The organism is Citrobacter sp. MGH106, from assembly GCF_001037495.1.
Taxonomy (GTDB): Bacteria; Pseudomonadota; Gammaproteobacteria; order Enterobacterales; family Enterobacteriaceae; genus Citrobacter; species Citrobacter murliniae.
In genome coordinates this window covers 2,940,548-2,960,373 of sequence record NZ_KQ089822.1, presented here as the reverse complement: position 1 = coordinate 2,960,373, position 19,826 = coordinate 2,940,548, and the positions used below count along the sequence as shown (strand labels likewise).

18 protein-coding genes are annotated in these 19,826 nt (G+C 50.5%); 5 read left to right on the top strand and 13 right to left on the bottom strand.

Annotated elements, in window-relative coordinates; translation table 11 throughout:
* Window positions 1–16 precede the first annotated feature (16 nt).
* The 3 genes from dinG (at window position 17) to SK36_RS13885 (ending at window position 4,414) form a co-directional block, all read left to right on the top strand.
* Window positions 17–2,167, top strand: a complete 2,151-nt coding sequence (dinG, locus tag SK36_RS13895; protein ID WP_048221797.1) for an ATP-dependent DNA helicase DinG — start codon at window positions 17–19, stop codon at window positions 2,165–2,167.
* Window positions 2,168–2,196: 29 nt separating this feature from the next.
* A complete protein-coding gene (gene ybiB / locus SK36_RS13890; protein ID WP_048221796.1) occupies window positions 2,197–3,165 on the top strand; it encodes a DNA-binding protein YbiB in 969 nt (322 codons plus the stop codon).
* Window positions 3,166–3,328: 163 nt separating this feature from the next.
* Window positions 3,329–4,414 (top strand): malate/lactate/ureidoglycolate dehydrogenase, encoded by a 1,086-nt coding sequence (locus SK36_RS13885; protein WP_045441179.1) that lies wholly within the window; start codon window positions 3,329–3,331, stop codon window positions 4,412–4,414.
* Window positions 4,415–4,511: 97 nt separating this feature from the next.
* Here SK36_RS13885 and ybiJ read toward each other — a convergent pair whose 3' ends face one another.
* The 5 genes from ybiJ to mcbA all read right to left on the bottom strand — a co-directional run bounded on the left by ybiJ (window position 4,512) and on the right by mcbA (window position 8,976).
* On the bottom strand, window positions 4,512–4,772 hold the full coding sequence (gene ybiJ, locus SK36_RS13880) for a DUF1471 family protein YbiJ (RefSeq protein ID WP_045441180.1): 261 nt from the start codon (window positions 4,770–4,772) through the stop codon (window positions 4,512–4,514).
* Between the two features lie 301 nt (window positions 4,773–5,073).
* Window positions 5,074–5,340 (bottom strand): DksA/TraR family C4-type zinc finger protein, encoded by a 267-nt coding sequence (locus SK36_RS13875; RefSeq protein ID WP_048221795.1) that lies wholly within the window; start codon window positions 5,338–5,340, stop codon window positions 5,074–5,076.
* Between the two features lie 76 nt (window positions 5,341–5,416).
* A complete protein-coding gene (gene ybiX, locus SK36_RS13870; protein WP_045441182.1) occupies window positions 5,417–6,094 on the bottom strand; it encodes a PKHD-type hydroxylase YbiX in 678 nt (225 codons plus the stop codon).
* A 43-nt stretch (window positions 6,095–6,137) separates the two neighbouring features.
* Window positions 6,138–8,423 carry a catecholate siderophore receptor Fiu gene (locus SK36_RS13865; RefSeq protein WP_048222751.1) on the bottom strand — a complete coding sequence of 762 codons (2,286 nt, stop codon included), beginning with the start codon at window positions 8,421–8,423 and terminating at the stop codon, window positions 6,138–6,140.
* A gap of 292 nt (window positions 8,424–8,715) precedes the next feature.
* Window positions 8,716–8,976, bottom strand: coding sequence for a DUF1471 family periplasmic protein McbA (gene mcbA, locus SK36_RS13860; RefSeq protein WP_045441183.1), 261 nt, complete (start codon window positions 8,974–8,976; stop codon window positions 8,716–8,718).
* Window positions 8,977–9,195: 219 nt separating this feature from the next.
* Here mcbA and rlmF point away from each other — a divergent pair, with 219 nt between their 5' ends.
* Window positions 9,196–10,122, top strand: a complete 927-nt coding sequence (gene rlmF, locus SK36_RS13855; RefSeq protein WP_048221794.1) for a 23S rRNA (adenine(1618)-N(6))-methyltransferase RlmF — start codon at window positions 9,196–9,198, stop codon at window positions 10,120–10,122.
* On the opposite strand, the gene ybiO is transcribed toward rlmF, so the two are convergent.
* The 6 genes from ybiO to rhtA form a co-directional block, all read right to left on the bottom strand.
* On the bottom strand, window positions 10,119–12,353 hold the full coding sequence (ybiO, locus tag SK36_RS13850; protein WP_045441185.1) for a mechanosensitive channel protein: 2,235 nt from the start codon (window positions 12,351–12,353) through the stop codon (window positions 10,119–10,121). The two genes, rlmF and ybiO, sit on opposite strands and share 4 nt — an antisense overlap.
* A gap of 117 nt (window positions 12,354–12,470) precedes the next feature.
* The gene (gene glnQ, locus SK36_RS13845; protein ID WP_045441186.1) at window positions 12,471–13,193 is read right to left on the bottom strand and encodes a glutamine ABC transporter ATP-binding protein GlnQ; all 723 of its coding nucleotides are present in this window, start codon (window positions 13,191–13,193) and stop codon (window positions 12,471–12,473) included.
* Window positions 13,190–13,849: a glutamine ABC transporter permease GlnP gene (glnP, locus tag SK36_RS13840; protein WP_003035248.1), complete on the bottom strand. Its 660-nt coding sequence runs from the start codon at window positions 13,847–13,849 to the stop codon at window positions 13,190–13,192. Before glnP ends, glnQ begins: the two co-directional genes overlap by 4 nt.
* Window positions 13,850–13,979: 130 nt before the next feature.
* Window positions 13,980–14,726, bottom strand: coding sequence for a glutamine ABC transporter substrate-binding protein GlnH (gene glnH, locus SK36_RS13835; protein WP_045441187.1), 747 nt, complete (start codon window positions 14,724–14,726; stop codon window positions 13,980–13,982).
* Between the two features lie 365 nt (window positions 14,727–15,091).
* Window positions 15,092–15,595 (bottom strand): DNA starvation/stationary phase protection protein Dps, encoded by a 504-nt coding sequence (gene dps, locus SK36_RS13830; protein ID WP_045441188.1) that lies wholly within the window; start codon window positions 15,593–15,595, stop codon window positions 15,092–15,094.
* A 304-nt stretch (window positions 15,596–15,899) separates the two neighbouring features.
* Window positions 15,900–16,787: a threonine/homoserine exporter RhtA gene (gene rhtA / locus SK36_RS13825; RefSeq protein ID WP_045441189.1), complete on the bottom strand. Its 888-nt coding sequence runs from the start codon at window positions 16,785–16,787 to the stop codon at window positions 15,900–15,902.
* A gap of 411 nt (window positions 16,788–17,198) precedes the next feature.
* Between rhtA and ompX the strand changes: the two genes are divergently transcribed.
* Window positions 17,199–17,714, top strand: a complete 516-nt coding sequence (gene ompX, locus SK36_RS13820) for an outer membrane protein OmpX (RefSeq protein ID WP_048221793.1) — start codon at window positions 17,199–17,201, stop codon at window positions 17,712–17,714.
* A 64-nt stretch (window positions 17,715–17,778) separates the two neighbouring features.
* Here ompX and SK36_RS13815 read toward each other — a convergent pair whose 3' ends face one another.
* Together SK36_RS13815 and mntS are read right to left on the bottom strand one after the other, a co-directional pair.
* Window positions 17,779–19,365 (bottom strand): phosphoethanolamine transferase, encoded by a 1,587-nt coding sequence (locus SK36_RS13815; protein ID WP_048222749.1) that lies wholly within the window; start codon window positions 19,363–19,365, stop codon window positions 17,779–17,781.
* 276 nt (window positions 19,366–19,641) lie between these two features.
* A complete protein-coding gene (mntS, locus tag SK36_RS13810) occupies window positions 19,642–19,770 on the bottom strand; it encodes a manganase accumulation protein MntS (RefSeq protein WP_045441191.1) in 129 nt (42 codons plus the stop codon).
* Window positions 19,771–19,826 lie beyond the last annotated feature (56 nt).

The following is a 19,826-nucleotide window of genomic DNA, read 5'->3' as shown; positions in this document are numbered from 1 at the left end:
TATTTCAGGTTTTCTCATGGCATTAACTGCTGCGCTAAAAGCGCAAATTGCCGCCTGGTATAAGGCGCTTCAGGAACAGATCCCCGACTTTATTCCCCGAGCACCACAGCGGCAGATGATTGCTGATGTCGCTAAAACGCTGACTGGAGAAGAAGGGCGGCATCTGGCGATTGAAGCACCGACTGGCGTAGGGAAAACGTTATCGTACCTGATCCCCGGTATTGCCATTGCGCGTGAAGAACAAAAAACGCTGGTGGTCAGCACCGCCAACGTTGCGTTGCAGGATCAAATCTACAGTAAAGATCTGCCGCTGCTGCGAAAAATTATCCCTGATCTGCGTTTTACCGCTGCCTTTGGTCGCGGACGCTATGTCTGTCCACGAAATTTAGCTGCATTAGCCAGTACCGAACCTAATCAGCAGGATCTGCTGGCGTTCCTCGACGATGAACTGACGCCAAATAACCAGGAAGAACAAAAGCGCTGTGCCAGGCTGAAAGGCGATCTCGACAGCTACAAGTGGGACGGGCTTCGCGACCATACGGATATCGCCATTGACGACGGACTCTGGCAGCGTCTGAGCACCGATAAAGCCAGTTGTCTGAACCGTAACTGTCACTACTATCGTGAATGTCCATTTTTTGTTGCCCGCCGGGAAATTCAGGAAGCTGAAGTGGTGGTGGCGAACCACGCACTGGTGATGGCGGCTATGGAAAGCGAGGCCGTTTTACCGGAACCGAAAAACCTGTTGTTGGTTCTTGATGAAGGTCACCACTTGCCAGATGTTGCACGCGATGCGCTGGAAATGAGTGCGGAAATTACGGCACCCTGGTATCGACTCCAGTTGGATCTGTTCAGCAAATTAGTCGCTACCTGCCTGGAGCAGTTCCGTCCGAAAACCATGCCACCGCTGGCTAATCCTGAGCGGCTGAACGCCCACTGCGAAGAACTGTACGAACTGATCGCTTCATTAAACAACATTCTCAATCTGTATCTGCCCGCCACGCAGGAGGCCGAACACCGCTTTGCAATGGGCGAGTTGCCTGCGGAAGTGATGGAAATTTGTCAGCGTCTGGCGAAGTTGACGGAAATGTTGCGCGGTCTGGCGGAACTGTTCCTCAACGATCTCAGCGAAAAAACCGGCAGCCACGATATCGTGCGTCTGCACCGGGTCATTTTGCAGATGAACCGGGCGCTGGGCATGTTTGAAGCGCAAAGCAAACTGTGGCGGCTGGCGTCGCTTGCGCAATCATCAGGTGCGCCGGTGACTAAATGGGTGACGCGCGATGTGCGTGACGGACAGATCCATGTCTGGTTCCACTGCGTGGGGATCCGCGTCAGCGATCAGCTTGAACGGCTGCTGTGGCGCAGCGTACCGCATATTATTGTCACTTCAGCTACCTTACGCTCGCTCAACAGTTTCTCGCGCCTGCAGGAAATGAGCGGCCTGAAAGAAAAAGCAGGAGACAGGTTTGTCGCGCTCGATTCACCGTTTAATCATGTCGAGCAAGGCAAGATCGTTATTCCTCAGATGCGCTATGAGCCATTGATTGATAATGAAGAGCAGCATATAGCGGAAATGGCAGCCTATTTTCGCGAGCAACTGGAAAGCAAAAAACATCAGGGCATGCTGGTGCTGTTTGCCAGCGGGCGCGCTATGCAGCGTTTTCTTGAGCATGTGACCGATCTGCGCCTGTTGTTGCTGGTACAGGGCGATCAACCGCGTTATCGTCTGGTGGAGCTGCACCGTAAGCGAGTGGAAAGCGGTGAACGTAGCGTGCTGGTTGGCTTACAGTCTTTCGCCGAAGGCTTAGATTTGAAAGGCGAGTTGCTGACTCAGGTGCATATCCACAAAATTGCGTTTCCACCTATCGACAGCCCGGTGGTGATTACCGAAGGCGAGTGGCTGAAAAGCCTGAATCGTTATCCCTTTGAGGTGCAGAGTTTACCTGCGGCGTCGTTCAATTTGATCCAGCAGGTCGGGCGACTCATTCGTAGCCACGGCTGCTGGGGTGAAGTGGTTATTTATGACAAGCGTTTATTGACCAAAAACTATGGTAAGCGTTTACTGAATGCGTTACCCATTTTTCCTATAGAGCAACCTGCTGTGCCAGACGTTATAGTAAAACCAAAAGAAAAAGCGAAACCCACGCGCCGTCGGCGGCGTTAACGATGTGAGCAACAGGCAAGGAGTTTTCGATGGATTACCGCAAAATCATTAAAGAGATTGGGCGAGGAAAAAATCACGCGCGTGACCTGGACCAGGATACCGCTCGCGGACTGTATACCCACATGTTGAATGGCGACGTGCCCGATCTTGAGATGGGCGGCGTATTAATTGCGCTGCGTATCAAAGGGGAAGGGGAAGCGGAGATGCTCGGTTTTTATGAGGCGATGCAAAACCATACTATTCGTCTGACACCGCCTGTCGCCAAACCCATGCCAATTGTTATTCCTTCCTACAACGGGGCGCGTAAGCAGGCGAACCTGACCCCGCTGCTGGCCATTTTGCTGCATAAGCTGGGCTTCCCGGTGGTGGTACACGGTGTCAGTGAGGATCCGACTCGCGTACTGACGGAAACCATTTTTGAACTGCTGGGCATTGCGCCAACGCTGCATGCCGGGCAGGCACAGGCAAAATTGGATGGACATGAGCCGGTGTTTATCCCGGTGAGTGCCTTATGCCCTCCACTGGAGAAACAGCTGGCGATGCGCTGGCGGATGGGCGTACGCAACAGTGCGCATACGCTGGCGAAATTAGCCACGCCGTTTGCTGAGGACGTTGCGCTGCGCCTTTCCAGTGTTTCGCACCCGGAATATGTGTCGCGGGTGGCGAAATTCTTTGGCGATATCGGGGGGCGTGGCCTGCTGATGCATGGTACGGAAGGTGAAGTGTATGCCAACCCTCAGCGTTGCCCACAGATAAGCTTGATAGACTATTCCGGCGTTCGGGTATTGCAGGACAGGCAGAGTGATATGCCGGACGAGCCGGTGCCATTGCCAGTGGCAAAAGATCCTGAAACAACGGCTCGCTGGATTGAGCGTTGTCTTGCCGGAAGCGAGCCGATACCGGCCTCGTTGAAAATTCAGATGGCGTGCTGCCTGGTGGCAACCGGCGAAGTCGGGACGCTGGCTGAAGGGGTTACCCGCGTCGAACAATGCTTCTGATTATCTGACTCTTCCGACGGGTCGTTGCCTGACCCGTCGGCTCTTCCCCCTTCCTGTAACGTGAAATTTCTGCACGTTTATTGATCTCCTGGTCATCGTGGCGCAGCATAGTTTGTTGAAAAATAAGAAACACAACAAACACGCAACATAACAGGAGATAACAATGAACAGTGGACATCGCTTCCATGTGCCAACGTTGCACGCTTTTATTCAGGCCGTTTTCCGCCAAATGGGAAGCGTTGAGCAAGAAGCGCGACTGGTTGCCGATCATCTGATTGCCGCGAACCTGGCCGGACATGACTCTCACGGTATTGGGATGATCCCAAGCTATATCCGCTCGTTCTCTCAGGGGCATTTGCAGATCAACCGTCATGCGAAAGTGGTGAAAGATGCGGGGGCAGTGATCACGCTTGATGGCGATTGTGCATTTGGTCAGGTGGCAGCGCATGAAGCCATCACGCTGGGTATTGAAAAAGCACGCCAGTACGGTATTGCAGCTGTGGCGCTACATAACTCTCATCATATCGGGCGAATTGGCTACTGGGCGGAGCAATGTGCGGAAGCGGGTTTTGTCTCTGTTCACTTTGTGAATGTGGTGGGGATTCCGATGGTCGCACCATTTAATGGTCGTGATAGTCGTTTTGGCACCAACCCCTTCTGCGTTGTTTTTCCGCGTAAAAATGCCTTCCCGCTGCTGCTGGACTACGCTACCAGCGCCATTGCCTTCGGAAAAACGCGCGTGGCATGGCATAAAGGGGAGCCGGTTGCAGCGGGATGCCTGATCGATGCTGATGGTGTACCGACCACCGATCCGGCTGTCATGCAGGTTTCGCCGCTTGGGTCGCTACTGACTTTCGCCCAGCACAAGGGCTATGCGCTGGCAGCAATGTGCGAAATCATGGGTGGTGCACTTTCTGGTGGTAAAACAACGCACAAAGAAAGTTTACAGGATAGCGCTGACGCCATTATTAACTGCATGACGACTATCATTATTAACCCGGAATTATTTGGCGCACCGGACTGCGATAATCAGGTTTCGGCCTTTGCTGAATGGGTAAAAGCGTCGCCGCATGCTGAGGATGCGCCCATTCTGTTACCGGGTGAGTGGGAGGTGAATACCCGTCAGGAGCGACTGGCTCAGGGGATCCCGCTTGACGCCGGAAGCTGGCAGGCTATTTGCGAAGCGGCACAGCAAATAGGCATGTCGGATGCCGTGTTGCAGGAATTCCGTCAACAACTGGAACAGTAGGCAAAAAAAAGCCCGTCCAGTGACGGACGGGCAAACAAAGGGTAACAAACAGGGTCAATGAGGGTTGGAGCATTGGGTACTACAAAAATTCTGTTGGTTATTTGTAGATAACCGCGGTGCCGCTCATTTTGTCTTTGCCGACAGCGGACGTGATGCTGTAACCACTAGCGCCTGCGGCAGCAGCTTTTTCAGCCAGTTTTGCTTCCAGGCCATCCAGCGTACTGGCACCATCAGCGGATACCACACCAATTTTATTCATGCTTTGTGCCTGGGTTGAAGTAACCGGCTCGGCAGCAAAAGCGCCAAATGACAGGGTAGAGAGGGCGATGGCGGCAACAGCATATTTGATATTTTTCATGATTAATCTCTCGCAGGTTGTTCTGTTAGTCAGTTGTTTTGTTAAGTAGACGTTGTTCTGTCGATGTGAGAAGTATCACGCTTTTTTATGTGAGAGAAAATCGAATAGAATTGACGGCATCCATCAAATAAATTGAATGACAAATAACTTATTGAATATTAATAAATTAGAAGGGGAGATTTACAGTTCTTGCCATTGCACTTTACAGAGAAAGTCTGGACGGCACATTTTGCTACACAGTGTGTGAAAAACCGTGCTCGTAAAGTAAATCGTATGCGCTGAAACTTTCGGTAAAGATAGGTCAACGTAGCTGGCTGTCTTTCGAACCTCTGCGATTATATCCTGAGAAAGCCGAATTATGTGAATCTTTGTCCTGCTGGCAGGTGATGCATAAGCGCACGCCAGGAACGGCCTCACGTCTGGCCTGAGGGATAGGATCACCACATTCCTCACACTCATAAAGACTTTCTCCCGTGGGTAATTCACCCCGGGCGCGGGCAACAGCATCTTCAATAGTATTGTTGATCTGTTCGTTTACCGCGTCGTCATTTGCCCATCCGGATGCCATATATGCCTCCCCATAGTCGGTATACAAATAAGTATAGCGAATGCTATGGGTGAAAAACGACCATCAGGGAGACGTATCAGATTTCGGACCATTCACGCAGCAGGTTATGGTAGAGATTGAGCAAGGAAAGGATCTCTGTGTTTTCTCCATGGCGTGACTTCAGGGACTGGATGTTTTTATCCAGTTCAAAGAGCATTGCGCGTTTTTTATCATCACGGATCATAGACTGGATCCACATAAATGAAGCGACGCGAATGCCGCGAGTGACCGGCGTTACACAATGCAGGCTGCTGGAGGGGTAGAGAACCAGATCGCCTGCCGGGAGCTTCACCGCGTGTTGACCGTAGGTGTCATTCACCAGCAGTTCTCCACCTTCGTAACTGTCGGGATCGCTTAAGAATAAGGTGGCAGACAGATCTGTACGCATCCAGCCGTTTTCCGGGTGACTGCGTACCGCACCATCGACGTGAAAACCGTAAGTTTCGTTGTTCTGATAGCGATTGAACAGCGGAGTTGAAAGTGTTTTTGGCAGTGCAGCGGCAAAGAAAAGCGCGTTGTTGTTAACGGCGTTCTGCACTGCTTGTTGCAATGCTGCATAGCGTTCGTCGCGTGTATCAACCTGTTGGTTATTCTTAACCTGCGCCCCCTGAGCGCCCGTGGTTACGCGGCCATCAACCCACCCTGTGGTGCTCAGTTGTTCGCGAAACCAGGTTACATCCTGCGCCGACAGGATGCCGGGAATGTGGTACATCATTAGTGTCTCTCCTGAGAGTGGGGCTTGCGCCCCACGTAATGGATCAGAAATGCATGTTGGCGGTGAGCAGGAAGGTTCTTGGTTCACCTGGATGGTAACGGTATCCGCTCTTGTTGATTGAGGATACGTAATCGGTATCGAACAGGTTGTAGACGTTCAACTGGAAGTCGAGATTGCGGTTCACTCGGTAACCCAGCTTGGCGTCGGCTACCCAGTACCCTTCGGTATAGGATGGTGTACCCACCGCACCGTCAGAGCCGCGATGCATGCTGCCAACGTAGCGTGCGCCTGCGCCTACGGAAACATCATCAGTGGCCTGATACTGGCTCCACAGCGTGAACGCATGTTCCGGAGTATACGGCAGCGAGGATGAGCCATCCTGGGCAACATCTTTACCGTTGTGCACCGTAGCACGCTGCTGGGTATAACCCCCAATCACCTGCCATGCAGGAGTGATATTACCTGCGACAGAGAGTTCGTACCCTTCAACACGTTTCTTTCCGTACTGGGACCAGGTCCCGTCGTCATTCTGTTCAACTTCGTTCTCAATATCCGTGCGGAAAATCGCTGCGGTTAACAGCAGACGTTTATCCAGTACTTCCCACTTGGTGCCGATCTCGCTGGTTTTCGCTTTTTGCGGTTTGAAGTCGGTACGGTTTGCGCTGTTACCTGTTCCGCTCTGGGCAAGGGCAAAGTTGCTGCCGCCCGGCGGTTGCTGAGAAACGGCGTAGTTAATGTAAACGTTGCCGTTATCGGTCAGATGATAAAGCGCACCGGCTTTCCAGTTCACCAGATTATCTGACTTTGCGGTATCAATGGTGGTGACTGGTGACCCTTTAGCTACCCCTGCCGGGCACGCAACTGCGCCACGACCAGAAGCGCCGCATGCAGTCGCGCTGTCATACTCGGTACGATAATTATCCAGTCGGATACCGCCGTTCAGTTCGATATCACGGGTAATTTGCAGGGTGTCGAAGGCGTAAATGCCGAAGGTGTCAGTCTGACCGTTGGCGTTTGCGCCATTGCGGGACAATCCGCCCAGGTTCACGTTGCTGTTGGGATGGTAAATATTAACCGGTGGAGGCGTGAGTGGAACCAGGCCGTAGTTGGTCTGTGTTTCGCGCGTCAACTCTACGCCAGTGCTGATGTCATGCCCGACAGAGCCGGTATAAAATTTTGAGGTCAGGTTAGTCTGGTTAGTCAGGATCTTATTGCTGACATCTTTGGTATTCGACAGGCGTGACCAGGTCCATGTATCGACGCTGCTGGTCGGTTGCGTAATGTTTGACGCACCACCCATTACCGCAGTCATCAGGTAATCCTGTTTAATACGTGACCAGCGCGTGGTGTTACGAATGGTTGTGCTGTCGTTCAGATCATGCTCAAACCGCATAGTCGCGGTGTCGGTCGTCGAGTCGTCGTAATCTGAGTCGGTACCGTAGAAATTATTTGTATCCACTTTCCCGGAATGGTTCAGGGCGGAAGTCCCTGCAGAAGGCGCAGAGTAGCCCGGCAGACCAATTGTGGGAATGCCTCCGTCTGGTGTGTTGTGCTGGGTGACATGCAGATAGTTCAGGTAAAGTCGATTTTCGGTGCCTAGCCCAAAGGCGATAGATGGGGCAACGCCATAGCGCTCGTTTTTAATGTTATCGCGTCCGGCATCGTGCGTTTTTTCGCCCATCAGATTTAAACGTGCCGCAGTGGTGTCACCGATGACCTGGTTAATGTCAAGCGTACCCCGACGGAACCAGGCGCTGCCTACGCTGGCAGACGCATCAATTCCAGAGTCGGTGCGCGGCTGTTTGCTGATCATATTGATAGAGCCGGTTGGCGCGCTGCGACCATAATCGGTACCGGAAGGGCCCTTAATCACTTCAACTTGTTCGGTGTTAAAAGTATCGCGTGTGACGCTACCGATATCACGAACACCGTCAATATAAATGCTGTTTGACGTATCAGCTCCGCGCATATAAACAGCGTCACCGGTGGTGGAGTTTCCGTTTTCACCGGCGAAAAATGCGCCCACACCCGGTACGTTTTTCAGCGCATCGGTCAGATTTGTTGCCCCTTGATCCTTGATAACCTGCTCAGAAATTACCGTCATGGTGCGTGTGGTATCCGCAATCGGACGAGAAAATTTCGGATCGGCAGACTGCGTAGGGGCATACAGCGATGGCTTAGCCGCTTCTACAACCAGCGTATCTTCCTGTTTCTTATCTTGATCACCCGCGGCGACAGCCTGAGCTACCGGAGTCAGGCTAATGCACAACCCGGCAAAAAAGGTGAGGGAGTGAAAACTACTGGACGGCAAATTGCGATTTTTATCCATATTAATGAGTAACTTATTATTTTTTGAGTAGAAGGTTTCACTCATGCGAAGGGACATCTCTGTGGATGTTGTGCCCTGCAGGTCTCGCCGGAATGAAAGATGTAATTGATAATGATTTTGATTAGCATTGCTAATCAGTGCAGCTTTTTAGCATTCATTAATTCAAAAATAAATACATTTATTTACATTGGATTCAAAATTCCAACATGATGGTCACATTTTGTGCGGGTAGTGGTGAGAACATCAAAAAGAAAACTGCATTCAGGGCGAATGCAGTTGAGCTGAGGGTGAGTTACTTATAGATAGTTGCTGTACCATACATCTGGTTTTTGCCGCCAGCAGAATTAACCACAAAGCCTTTTGCGCCTTGCTCCTTCGCTTTTTCCGCTAACTTATCTTCAAGATCGCTCAGGTTGGACGCCCCTGTAGCGGATACTGTGCCGGAAGCCTGTAGTGGACCGGTGGCAGGACTGGTGATGGGCTGTGCAGCAAAAGAAGCAAATGTCATGCCGGTGAGTACGGTAGCGGCAAGTAATGTGAGGCATTTTTTCATGATGATATCCTCTGAGAAACAACAGGTAGTACCTGATAAGTTTAGGACGTCATCACATGACAATTAACGCAAAAAATTGATGTTGAACTGCGCATTTTTTGAACAACTCATTTTGTGTTAATCAGCGCTATACCCTAATTAATTCGAGATTCCCTGTTGTGTGTGTTTACCACTTAGCGTTATGCGGGTATCTTACGCCGCTGTTAAAAGGAGAAAGCTATGCCCCCCCAGAAACCGGGATTACACCCACGAAACCGCCACAATGGCCGTTATGATCTTGCGACTTTATGCCAGGTTACGCCCGAACTGACGCAATTTCTCACCCTTACACCGGGTGGTGAGCAGAGCGTTGATTTCGCGAATCCCCAGGCTGTGAAGGCGCTGAACAAAGCATTGCTGGCACATTATTATGCGGTGGCAAACTGGGATATTCCGCAAGGTTTCCTGTGTCCGCCAGTGCCGGGGCGTGCGGATTACATTCATCATCTGGCCGATCTACTGGGGGAAACGACGGGAACTATTCCTGCCAATGCGAGCGTGCTGGATGTCGGGGTGGGGGCAAACTGTATTTATCCGCTTATCGGCGTGCATGAATATGGCTGGCGATTTACCGGTAGTGAGACCAGTGACGAAGCGTTTAGTAGCGCACAGGCGATCATCAACGCTAACCCTGGGTTAACCCGGGCTATCCGTTTGCGTCGTCAGAAAGATGCGTCGGCTATCTTCACCGGTATTATTCATAAAAATGAACAGTACGAAGCCACGCTTTGCAATCCGCCATTCCACGATTCTGCAGCCTCCGCCCGTGCAGGAAGCGAGCGCAAACGCCGCAATCTGGGGCAGGACAAAGATGATGCGCTGAACTTTGGCGGACAGCAGCAGGAGCTGTGGTGTGAAGGCGGTGAAGTGGCATTCATCAAGAAAATGATCGCTGAAAGCCAGACCTTTGGTCGGCAGGTCATGTGGTTCACAACGCTGGTATCGCGCGGTGAAAATTTGCCACCGCTGTATCATGCGTTAACGGACGCAGGTGCGGTGAAAGTGGTTAAAAAAGAGATGGCCCAGGGGCAAAAGCAGAGTCGCTTTATTGCCTGGACCTTTATGGATAACGATCAGCGCCGACGTTTTATGACGCGTAAACGCTAAATCGTAGGCTCAGTTGGCGGCAGTTGCCCACCGGACTGCGTTGAGCTATTTCCCGGTGCAGGCAGTACCTGATAGGTCTGCACCGGCGCGCGAACATTGGCCAGATCAAAATATTTTTTCACCTGACTGTCGAGCGCGAAACGCACGGTCCATTGCTTCAGCGGTAGTGTGGTAAAGGAGACCCGTAGCGTAAACGCCGTATTCGTTAAGCCGACAATTCCGGCGAATGACGGCTCACCGATGATGAGTCCCCGGATATCCTCCATGCCCATCACAGCGGCGACTGCATCTTTTAGCGCCTGATTGGCTTTATCAGCATCCTCATGCCGGTCAACGTCGTAATTGGCGACTACTGACCCAATCCCCCGCACGAAGTTGGCGAAGGTCGTTATCGAAGACCAGGGGATGATATGGTACGCCCCGGTGTCCTGCCGCACGCCTACCGAGCGAATAGACATGCGCTCAACCGTACCGGTTAACGGACCGATGGTAACTAAATCACCGGTGTTCATACCGTTTTCGAACTGGATAAAAATCCCGGTAATAATGTCTTTCACCAGCGTCTGTGAGCCGAAAGAAATCGCCAGACCCAGTGCACCTGCGCCCGCCAGTAACGGAGCGATATTGACGCCAATTTCTGACAGTACGATCATAATGGTGATAGTGCTGATAATCACCGCCAGCGCGTTGCGAAACAGTGTGAGCAGAGTTCGGGTTCGTGCGCTGGGTAACGGGCGGCCATGAATATCCGATGCCAGTCGGTTTTCAATCAGGCTGGCGAGGATCGTCCAGCCGATGGCGGAGAAGAATAATATCAGCGCGATGCGGATCAGGATATCAACCGTTTTTTCTCCCGCGCCGTAATGCAGCCAGTTCCAGAAATCGAACAGACCCCAGGCATTAAGTAGCAGCATTACCGCAACGCAGACGGTCAGGATCCGCGCAACGCTTAACGCCGTCGACAACCAGCCATTGAGTCGTTTTTGTAGTTCCGGATAGCTGCGTTGGGTGTGTGGCGATAGCGTAATCGTTTTGGCTATCCAGCGGGAGAACATACCGGATACAAACGCCGCAATACCGATAATCACCAGGCTGCGTAGCGTCGCGCCCATCATAAATTTCAGGCTGTTGCCTGGATCAAACAGTGAAAAGAAAAACAGCACAATAAAATAAGCACTGGCCAGCCAGTGCCAGACAAGCGCAAAGGCGCGGATAAACAGGCTAAAAAAAGCCAGCGAGCGCTCCGCCAGATTCTGCAAATGCTGTGTTATCTCTTTCTTGTTCCTGAAAATCAGATACAGCGCCCACAGCGTGATACATAACATGATGATAACGTTAGCCATGGCGCCGACCTGCACATTGACCTGATTAGAAATGATGGGAACCGCCACGATAAGTCCATAGCCAATCAGACTGCTTAATGAACTCAGACGCCGATTCCAGTAGCGTGCGCCCGCATCCTGAATGTTGAAGGGGCGTAGTTCTGCCACTGTCGGGCAAAATATCAGGCGCAGAATAGCCTTGAAAAACTCAATCAGCGCGAAAGCATTGAGAAACAAGCTTTGCTGGAAAGCGATGGTACGGCTACCGGCGTTCATTCTGTCACTCAGTATCTGTCCGATAAACAGCGTGAGCGCCAGCAGTAGTAAATCAATGATAAACGCGCCGATGATCATTGCGGGAAGTTGTAGCCAATTGCTGCGTTCGCGGTTTTTCCGCCGCGCCCATTGCCCCATTTTTCGATATAACGGCAACGCACACAGGCGTATCAGCCAGTAAAATCCGAATACCGAAACAGCCAGCATTAAAAAATGGGTCAGGGCATTGGTGAACGTTTGCGAATTAAAGGTTTTATGCGGCGCATCAGTGATGTTGCGATAAAGCTGAGCAAAGCGGCCGGAGAGAGCTTCACCGTAATGACGGCTGATATCAGTAACGTTTTCCAGAACTGTTTTTTCTTCAGTCAGTGTGGGTGGGACGATAGTTGGTACGGGATCGGGAGGAGGAGTTGCCGCGACTTTTCGCAACTGGCCAATCAACTCCTGACGGGAAGCTTCATTCTCCAGAACGTCTGCCAGCGCACCGTAGGCGGCTTTCTTTTGTTCAACGTCAGGTTCAGGCGCTGGTTCTGTTTGTGGGCTGGTGGACGCTGTTGACGTCACACCGGGTATTGTCACCGCCTGAGCCGGGACGCTCAGCAGACAAAAGAAGATGAACAGGATCCACCGCATGACTCCTCCCATGAGAAAAGAAATTCAAAAGGATAAGTATAGATGTCAGTGCGGGAGAAAATTGAAATGAGAGGATTCTGGTGTAGAACCTCCCTTCGGGGAAGGGAGGTATTTGTATCAGGAAACGTGCTGTAAAAATTCCTGCAAACGCTGGCTTGGCGGATTTTCAATCAGAGCTTGCGGATTACCATCTTCAGCAATACGGCCCTTATCAATGAAAATCAGACGTGAGGCCACTTTTTCGGCAAAGCCGATTTCGTGGGTCACAATCACCATCGTCATACCTTCTTCCGCCAGATCCTGCATGACCTTCAATACTTCGTGACGCAGTTCCGGGTCAAGTGCTGAAGTCGGCTCATCGAACAGCATCATTTTCGGCTTCACCGCCAGTGCGCGGGCGATAGCTACGCGCTGCTGCTGACCGCCGGAAAGCTCAGAAGGATAGTGATGAGCACGCTCGGCCAGACCAACTTTCGCTAATAATTCTTTGGCCTGTTTCTCTGCCTGCTCTTTCGTCGCTCCACGTACGCGCAGTGGACCAAACATGACGTTTTCCAGTGCCGTCAGGTGTGGGAAAAGGTAGAACTGCTGGAACACCATTCCCGCTTCCTGGCGGATCAATCGTTCGTCTACCTTCGGGTCATTTACCTTCAGGCCATCGACGATCAGTTCACCCGAGGTGATTTCTTCCAGCTTGTTAATGCAGCGTAGTAGCGTGGATTTACCAGAGCCGGAAGGCCCGATAATCACCACCACTTCACCCTGACCAATATTCAGATCAATGTTATGCAGCACCTGGGTTGGGCCAAAATGCTTAGAGACGTTTTTAAATTCAATCACAGGATTTTCATCCTTCTTTCCAGACGACGCAGAATGAAGCTCAGCACCAGCGTAATGATCAGATAGAACACCGCGACGGCGCTCCAGATTTCCAGTGCGCGGAAGTTACCGGCAATGATTTCCTGACCCTGACGGGTAAGTTCAGCGACACCAATGACAATAAACAACGAAGTATCTTTGATACTGATGATCCACTGGTTGCCCAACGGTGGCAGCATACGACGCAGTGCGAGAGGTAAAATAACGTGGCGAATGGTCTCAGTACGTGAGAGGCCAAGCGCCAGTCCAGCTTCGCTGAAGCCTTTATGGATTGAGAGTACCGCGCCGCGCGTGATTTCCGCGATGTAGGCCCCTGAGTTAATCATGATGGTGACAACGGCGGCGCTGAAGGGATCAATACGCAAGTCGTTAAACGCCATTGGCAGGGCGAAGTAGATAAACATCACCTGTACGACGATCGGCGTACCGCGGATGACTTCGATAAAGACCAGCGCAACGTGGTTGGCAATCCAACCTCCGAAGGTACGCGCAAATCCCGCTGCTAGTCCGATGATCAGACCGCCTGCCAGACCGAGGACCGAAATCCACAGGGTCATTTTGGCGCCTTCTATCAAAAGCGGAATGGCGGGCCAGATGGCACTCCAGTCAAACTGCATATGTCGTTCCTGTTACCGTGGTGAAAATATTCAAACAGCCAGCAGTGTCGGATTATCCGACCTGGGGCCAAAACGTAGGCCCGGTATGCGTAAGTGCTACCGGGCTCGACGAGCCGATGTTCAGGCTGTTTTATTTAGGTTCAGTACCGAACCATTTTTTGTAGATTTCGTTATAGGTGCCGTTTTCACGCAGTGTTTTCAGCGCACCGTTTACCTTCTCACGCAGTTCGTCGCTGCCTTTCGGGAAGGCGATACCGTACTGTTGGGCTTCCAGAGAGTCGCCTACAGCTTTGAACTGGCCATTACCCGCGGTTTTGATAAAGTAAAGAATGTTTGGTGTATCGTGCAGTACTGCATCTGCGCGATTTGTACCCAGTTCCATATATGCGTTATCGATGTTCGGGAACTGACGCAGATCTTTGGTTTTAATGTTCGCTTTCGCGTAATCCACTGAACCGGTGCCGCTCTTCACTGCAACGACTTTACCATCCAGATCTTTCACGCTTTTCACGTCGTTATTGTTTGCTTTAACCATCACTAACAGACCGCTTTTGTAGTAGCCGTCAGAGAAGTCGATCGCTTTTTTACGTTCTTCGGTGATGGTGATACCAGCCAGAGCCAAATCGATATTTTTGGTTTGCAGCGCCGGGATGATGCCGCTGAAATCCATAGGTTTCAGTTCATAATCCAGCTTCAGTTCTTTAGCTACGGCAGCCCACAGATCCACATCAAAACCAACGTATTTATCACCTTGTTTAAACTCAAATGGAACAAAGGCGGTGTCGGTTGCGACAACGAGTTTCTTATCCGCGGCATGAGATGACACCGCAAAAGCCAGGGTAAGTGCAGCCAGTGAAACTTTAAATACAGACTTCATAGCATTTCCTTTTATATCCACGGGGCGATCCCCTGCGAGAGCTTAAAACGTAATGAAAAAATCGTGCCAGTTTTGCAACTTATTGTTTTAAAAAGGAGACCTTTCGTTTTACTGCACAATAAGTAAGGCAATGCTGGTGATTTGCACCGTTTCGGGGCACTGATTTGGTGCATGAATAGTGCAGTACAAACGGTATGACTATTTAGCGTAAAAATTGTAGATAAAACAATCTTTCGTTAACGATTGTGTGAGGTGATTATTACAAATATTTTACTTTGAAGTGACGAACGATCAATGTTGTGCACCATAAAAGTGCAAAACCCCCGCGGGAGCGAGGGTGTTATAGGGAATACTTATGACAGTTATTATTCGATGTTAGCTTCGATAAACCACAGGAATTTGTCGAGATCGCGTGATGCTGCTGTAAAGATATCGGCAGTATCTTCGTCTTTTGCTTCGTTAATGGCTTTACGCACGCTGTTAGCGACCACGGCATAACGTTCGGCCAGCTCTTTTAAGTGATCCTGAACGCTGTGGATGTCCAGCGGATAGCTTTTCAGTGACGTTTTGCTGTTAATTACCTGCGTTGTACCCAGTGCAACACCGCCCAGCTGTACGGCGCGCTCAGCCATGGTATCAAGGTGATCGGTTAGCGCAGTACGGAAGCCATCGAGCATTTCATGTACGGCAATAAAATTGGCACCGCGCATATTCCAGTGAGCCTGTTTAGTGATGAGTGACAGGTCGATGAACTGGATCACCTGCTGATTCAACAGCTCCACAGTAGCTTTTTTATCACTGTCGGATACATCGTTGCGGGTATAAAGGAGAGTGGATGCTTTTGTTTTTACCAGTTTTGCGGTAGTCATAATTTCATATCCTCTTGATATTTACGTCCCAGGTCATTCAACGGGAGTAAGTATAGACCTTATTTTGGATTTATTTTTCTGGCCTTACCTATCACTTTAATAGTGGAGAGCGAGGTGAATATAAAATGTTCAATAAAATCATTTGGATATATTGTTATTGTGTCAGTATCGGATATTTATTTTGCGTGCATCTGATGCAGATGAATATGATTATGAGAATGGATTAAGTGTAAGAATAATAATTACTGCGATAAACAGCAGGATATTCTGCATGGTTATGCAAACCATGCAGAATAATGGAAGGTTATTTAACGTCTAGTTCCTTAATTTGTGGCTCTCTGCGGATGGTAAGTGTCGACCCCATTGAGGCGGCAATGATTGCCCCTAAGGCCAGCGTCTGTACCATCGTCAGCGTTTCTCCAAGGAAAATCATCCCGGAAACGGCGGCCAGCGCGGGTTCCATGCTCATTAACGTACCAAAGGTACGCGTCGGTAATCGGGTCAACGCGATCATCTCCAGTGAGTAGGGAAGGGCCGTGGAGAGAACAGCCACCGCCAAACCTAGCGGGAGTATTGACCAGTGCCACAGCGCATCTCCAGCCTGCATCACGCCAATCGGAACAAAAATGAGTGCTGCTATCAATGAACCTACCGCCACGGTTGCAGGTCCATGTTCTTCGCCGGCCCGCTGCCCAGTCAGAATATAGACAGCCCAGCAGGCGCCAGCACCCAGAGCAAGCGCAGCACCGGTTAAGTCAACGTGTGATACGTCCTGGCCCAGCGGCAACAGGAACCAGAGTCCGAGTACGGCCAGCGCAACCCAAATAAAATCAACGGGACGTCGGGAAGAGAACAGCGCCACCGCGAGCGGTCCGGTAAATTCCAGTGCCACGGCAATACCCAACGGCACGGTCTGAATTGACAGGTAGAAAAGATAGTTCATCCCGCCTAGTGACAGGCCATAAAACAGCAGAGGAAGACGCTGTTCTTTTGCAAATCGTAAACGCCAGGGTTTAAAGAATGCGATGAGGATTATCGTTCCCAGTGCAAGACGCAGCGCGGTAACACCAGGCGCGCCGACAAGGGGGAACAGTGATTTCGCCAGCGATGCTCCGCTTTGAATGGAGGACATAGCAATAAGCAAAACCAAAATAGGCAACCATACTGGCGCTTTACGTGACGACCCCGGCATCCTTTCTCCTGTCAAATGATGTTAATACACCTGCTCCTGCGGGCCGCCTCTGTTGGACTGCGGCCTGGATGAGTTTGTGTATAGAAAAGTAAAAGAGCGAGTGTAATGGAAATACGCTCAGCTGGTTGAGTATTCGTTGAAAAAAAAATTACTGAGATCCGTACAATGGCATGAAAATGATGGATTAATAATCTGCGTGATTAGGAATCATCTGGATGAATGTGCCATGTTGTGCGCGCAATAATGGCATAATTCGTTGGAAAAGTGATGTTAATTGAAAGAGATAGCGGTGTTTTGAAACGTTCTGTTACATGAAAAGCCTCGTTAGACATCGCTAATCGCAAAGAGTTTCCCATCAATTTTTGGTATATTTAAAACTTAGGATTTACTTGAAGCACATTTGAGGTGGTTATGAAAAAAATTGCATGTCTTTCAGCACTGGCCGCTGTTCTGGCTTTCTCCGCAGGTACCGCTGTAGCTGCTACTTCTACCGTTACCGGTGGTTACGCTCAGAGCGATGCTCAGGGCGCAGCGAACAAAATGAACGGTTTTAACCTGAAGTATCGCTACGAGCAGGACAACAGCCCGCTGGGCGTAATCGGTTCCTTCACTTACACTGAAAAAGATCGTACCGACGCTTCTGGCGACTACAACAAAACTCAGTACTACGGCATCACTGCTGGTCCTGCGTACCGTCTGAATGACTGGGCGAGCATCTACGGTGTTGTAGGTGTTGGTTACGGTAAATTCCAGGATGCAGCAACTCCTGCTGACAACCACACCACCAGCGACTACGGTTTCTCTTACGGTGCCGGTGTGCAGTTCAACCCGATCGAAAACGTTGCTCTGGACTTCTCTTACGAGCAGAGCCGTATTCGTAGCGTTGACGTAGGTACCTGGATCGCGGGTGTTGGTTACCGCTTCTAATCACTTCGGTGATATAAAAAATCCGCCTCTTGGGGCGGATTTTTTTTGCGTGCGGTTCTGGATGCTAGCGTGATTTTGTCTCGAAAATGTCGGTACCCAGATGGTTGTAATCTACCTTCTGCAATTTGAAGTTGGTGATGTAAACCGGCCCGGCTTTTTTCTCTGAGATAAAACGGTAGCTGTTGGTAATTTCCTTCGCACTGATCCCTGTCCACTGAGAGAAGAAACTCAAGAAATCATTCGCGGAGCGACGGGCTTTAATCACCCGATGTGCTTTATCATCGCTGGACAGTACCATAAAAGGAACCTGGAAGTTCTGCTGGAACTGATCGTCATGTGCCAGATACTGCACCTCTTTTCCACGTTCTTTAAAGGCCAGTCCATGATCGGAGAAATAGACCATCGAGAAGCTACCCCCGCTGTTACGTAGCTGATCGTAAAGCTGGCGCAGCAGGTCATCCGTTTGCGTCATGGTGTACAGATAACAGGAGGTCTCTTTCGACTGGACGAATGTTTCGTACTTCCCTTGTGTACGATCGCAGGCCTGCGGATGTGAACCCATTAAATGCAGCACAATCAGTTGTGGCTGGGTGCGCTCGGTTGCCAATACCTGAGCGGTCATCTTCAACAGCGCTTCATCACGGGTGTTTTTATCGGCTTCGAAGTCACCGTTTTTGAGGAAATGTACTTCGTCGGCCCGCTTCGCGATGCTTGCTATCGCTGTATCATATTCTCCAATCTGCCCCTGATTAGAGAACCACCATGTCTGGAAGCCAGCGCGGTTAGCCAGGGTGACAAAGTTGTCCTGGAACTGAGGCTTATTATCGACCACCCGATTCAGTGTTAAGCCAAGTGACTTCTGCGTTGAACCGCTCGCGGCAATGTAATCGGCAAAGATATAGCCATTAACGCTACTGGCAAATGGGGTATTATCCCAGTGACCGCCAAACGCACCTAGCGCATCGCGTCGGGCGCTCTCACCAATCACCACGACATAGGTATGGTATTTGGGTTTTACCCCTGTCACTGTCCAGCTATCTTTGACGCTTGCCAGTTTCGCCATCCTCTCCTGCTCATCGAGCACTTCGTTGTTGTTAACGATGACGTCTTTAGCAAAACGAAATACCGGGTAGCCAGTGTCTTTCAGTTTAAATACACCACCCCAGGCCAGGTTTTGCACGGGAGTAACAAAGAACGCCACGATGCTAAACAGCAAGCACAGGCTATCGAGCTTATTCCAGCGTGGTCTGTTCATCTCTTTTTTACGGCGAACGGCGATAACGCCAAGCGCAAAAATAAATACCCCAACCAGGTAGTTGTACCAGGGGAAGATCGTCAGGATCTCGGTGGACTCTTCCATGTTGGTCGAGTGCAGCGCCAGCAAGGTATTAAAGTTTGGCGAGCCGTAAGCCTGGCCGAACGGAAAGTACATCGCCGCAATCAATGAGCAAATGCCAATCAGCACTTTCTGCGTGCGCGGCGCATAACGCCAAAGTAGCAGCAATATACAGGTAAAAGCGGCGCTATAGAGCAGGCTAAGCGGGTAGCCCAGTGCAAGGTTGATCAGCAGAGACTGTAAGAAATAAAGGCCAGTCCACGGGCTAATAGCCCGGCTACGAGCAATAAGTGAGTCTTTGAGGGTTAAATTCATATGCCACTGTTGCAAAAACGCCATGTGCTTACCCTGGCGCAAAGGGTCATTGCCTGCCTGAGAGAGCGAGAAGAGGGATGAGGTCCGCATCTGCGAGCCGCAATATACGCAGGGCTGCGAAAAGATAGAGTGTGCGCAGGAGAAGGTCAACTACTACAAAGAAATTGTTTTGGGATGGCAGTGGCAAAACGGACAAAAAGAAGGGTTATTGGGGCGTAATCTGTCACCGTAACTACGTTACAGCAGGAAAATGAAGCGGCGTACCGCGACGCCGCATTATTTACTTGAAGGTTTTTCCTGCTCTGGTTTGCTGTTAATCATGTCGCACAGCATAGAGATCAGCATCAACCGTACTTTAAAGGGAGAATGGCTAAACACGCGTATACACCTCTTGAATTCATTCATATGAACCTCCTGACTTCACGATCCCATCAGTCCTTGAGGGATGTCTTTATTATATA

What these genes read in the sequence shown, in the direction of transcription:
- ompX (WP_048221793.1), top strand. Translation starts at nt 17,199, where the DNA reads ATGAAAAAAATTGCATGTCTTTCAGCACTGGCCGCTGTTCTGGCTTTC.
- mcbA (WP_045441183.1), bottom strand. Translation starts at nt 8,976, where the DNA reads ATGAAAAAATGCCTCACATTACTTGCCGCTACCGTACTCACCGGCATG.
- SK36_RS13865 (WP_048222751.1), bottom strand. Translation starts at nt 8,423, where the DNA reads ATGGATAAAAATCGCAATTTGCCGTCCAGTAGTTTTCACTCCCTCACC.
- mntS (WP_045441191.1), bottom strand. Translation starts at nt 19,770, where the DNA reads ATGAATGAATTCAAGAGGTGTATACGCGTGTTTAGCCATTCTCCCTTT.
- ybiB (WP_048221796.1), top strand. Translation starts at nt 2,197, where the DNA reads ATGGATTACCGCAAAATCATTAAAGAGATTGGGCGAGGAAAAAATCAC.
- glnH (WP_045441187.1), bottom strand. Translation starts at nt 14,726, where the DNA reads ATGAAGTCTGTATTTAAAGTTTCACTGGCTGCACTTACCCTGGCTTTT.
- rlmF (WP_048221794.1), top strand. Translation starts at nt 9,196, where the DNA reads ATGCCCCCCCAGAAACCGGGATTACACCCACGAAACCGCCACAATGGC.
- dinG (WP_048221797.1), top strand. Translation starts at nt 17, where the DNA reads ATGGCATTAACTGCTGCGCTAAAAGCGCAAATTGCCGCCTGGTATAAG.
- dps (WP_045441188.1), bottom strand. Translation starts at nt 15,595, where the DNA reads ATGACTACCGCAAAACTGGTAAAAACAAAAGCATCCACTCTCCTTTAT.
- rhtA (WP_045441189.1), bottom strand. Translation starts at nt 16,787, where the DNA reads ATGCCGGGGTCGTCACGTAAAGCGCCAGTATGGTTGCCTATTTTGGTT.
- SK36_RS13885 (WP_045441179.1), top strand. Translation starts at nt 3,329, where the DNA reads ATGAACAGTGGACATCGCTTCCATGTGCCAACGTTGCACGCTTTTATT.
- ybiX (WP_045441182.1), bottom strand. Translation starts at nt 6,094, where the DNA reads ATGATGTACCACATTCCCGGCATCCTGTCGGCGCAGGATGTAACCTGG.
- glnP (WP_003035248.1), bottom strand. Translation starts at nt 13,849, where the DNA reads ATGCAGTTTGACTGGAGTGCCATCTGGCCCGCCATTCCGCTTTTGATA.
- ybiO (WP_045441185.1), bottom strand. Translation starts at nt 12,353, where the DNA reads ATGCGGTGGATCCTGTTCATCTTCTTTTGTCTGCTGAGCGTCCCGGCT.
- SK36_RS13875 (WP_048221795.1), bottom strand. Translation starts at nt 5,340, where the DNA reads ATGGCATCCGGATGGGCAAATGACGACGCGGTAAACGAACAGATCAAC.
- ybiJ (WP_045441180.1), bottom strand. Translation starts at nt 4,772, where the DNA reads ATGAAAAATATCAAATATGCTGTTGCCGCCATCGCCCTCTCTACCCTG.
- SK36_RS13815 (WP_048222749.1), bottom strand. Translation starts at nt 19,365, where the DNA reads ATGAATTTAACCCTCAAAGACTCACTTATTGCTCGTAGCCGGGCTATT.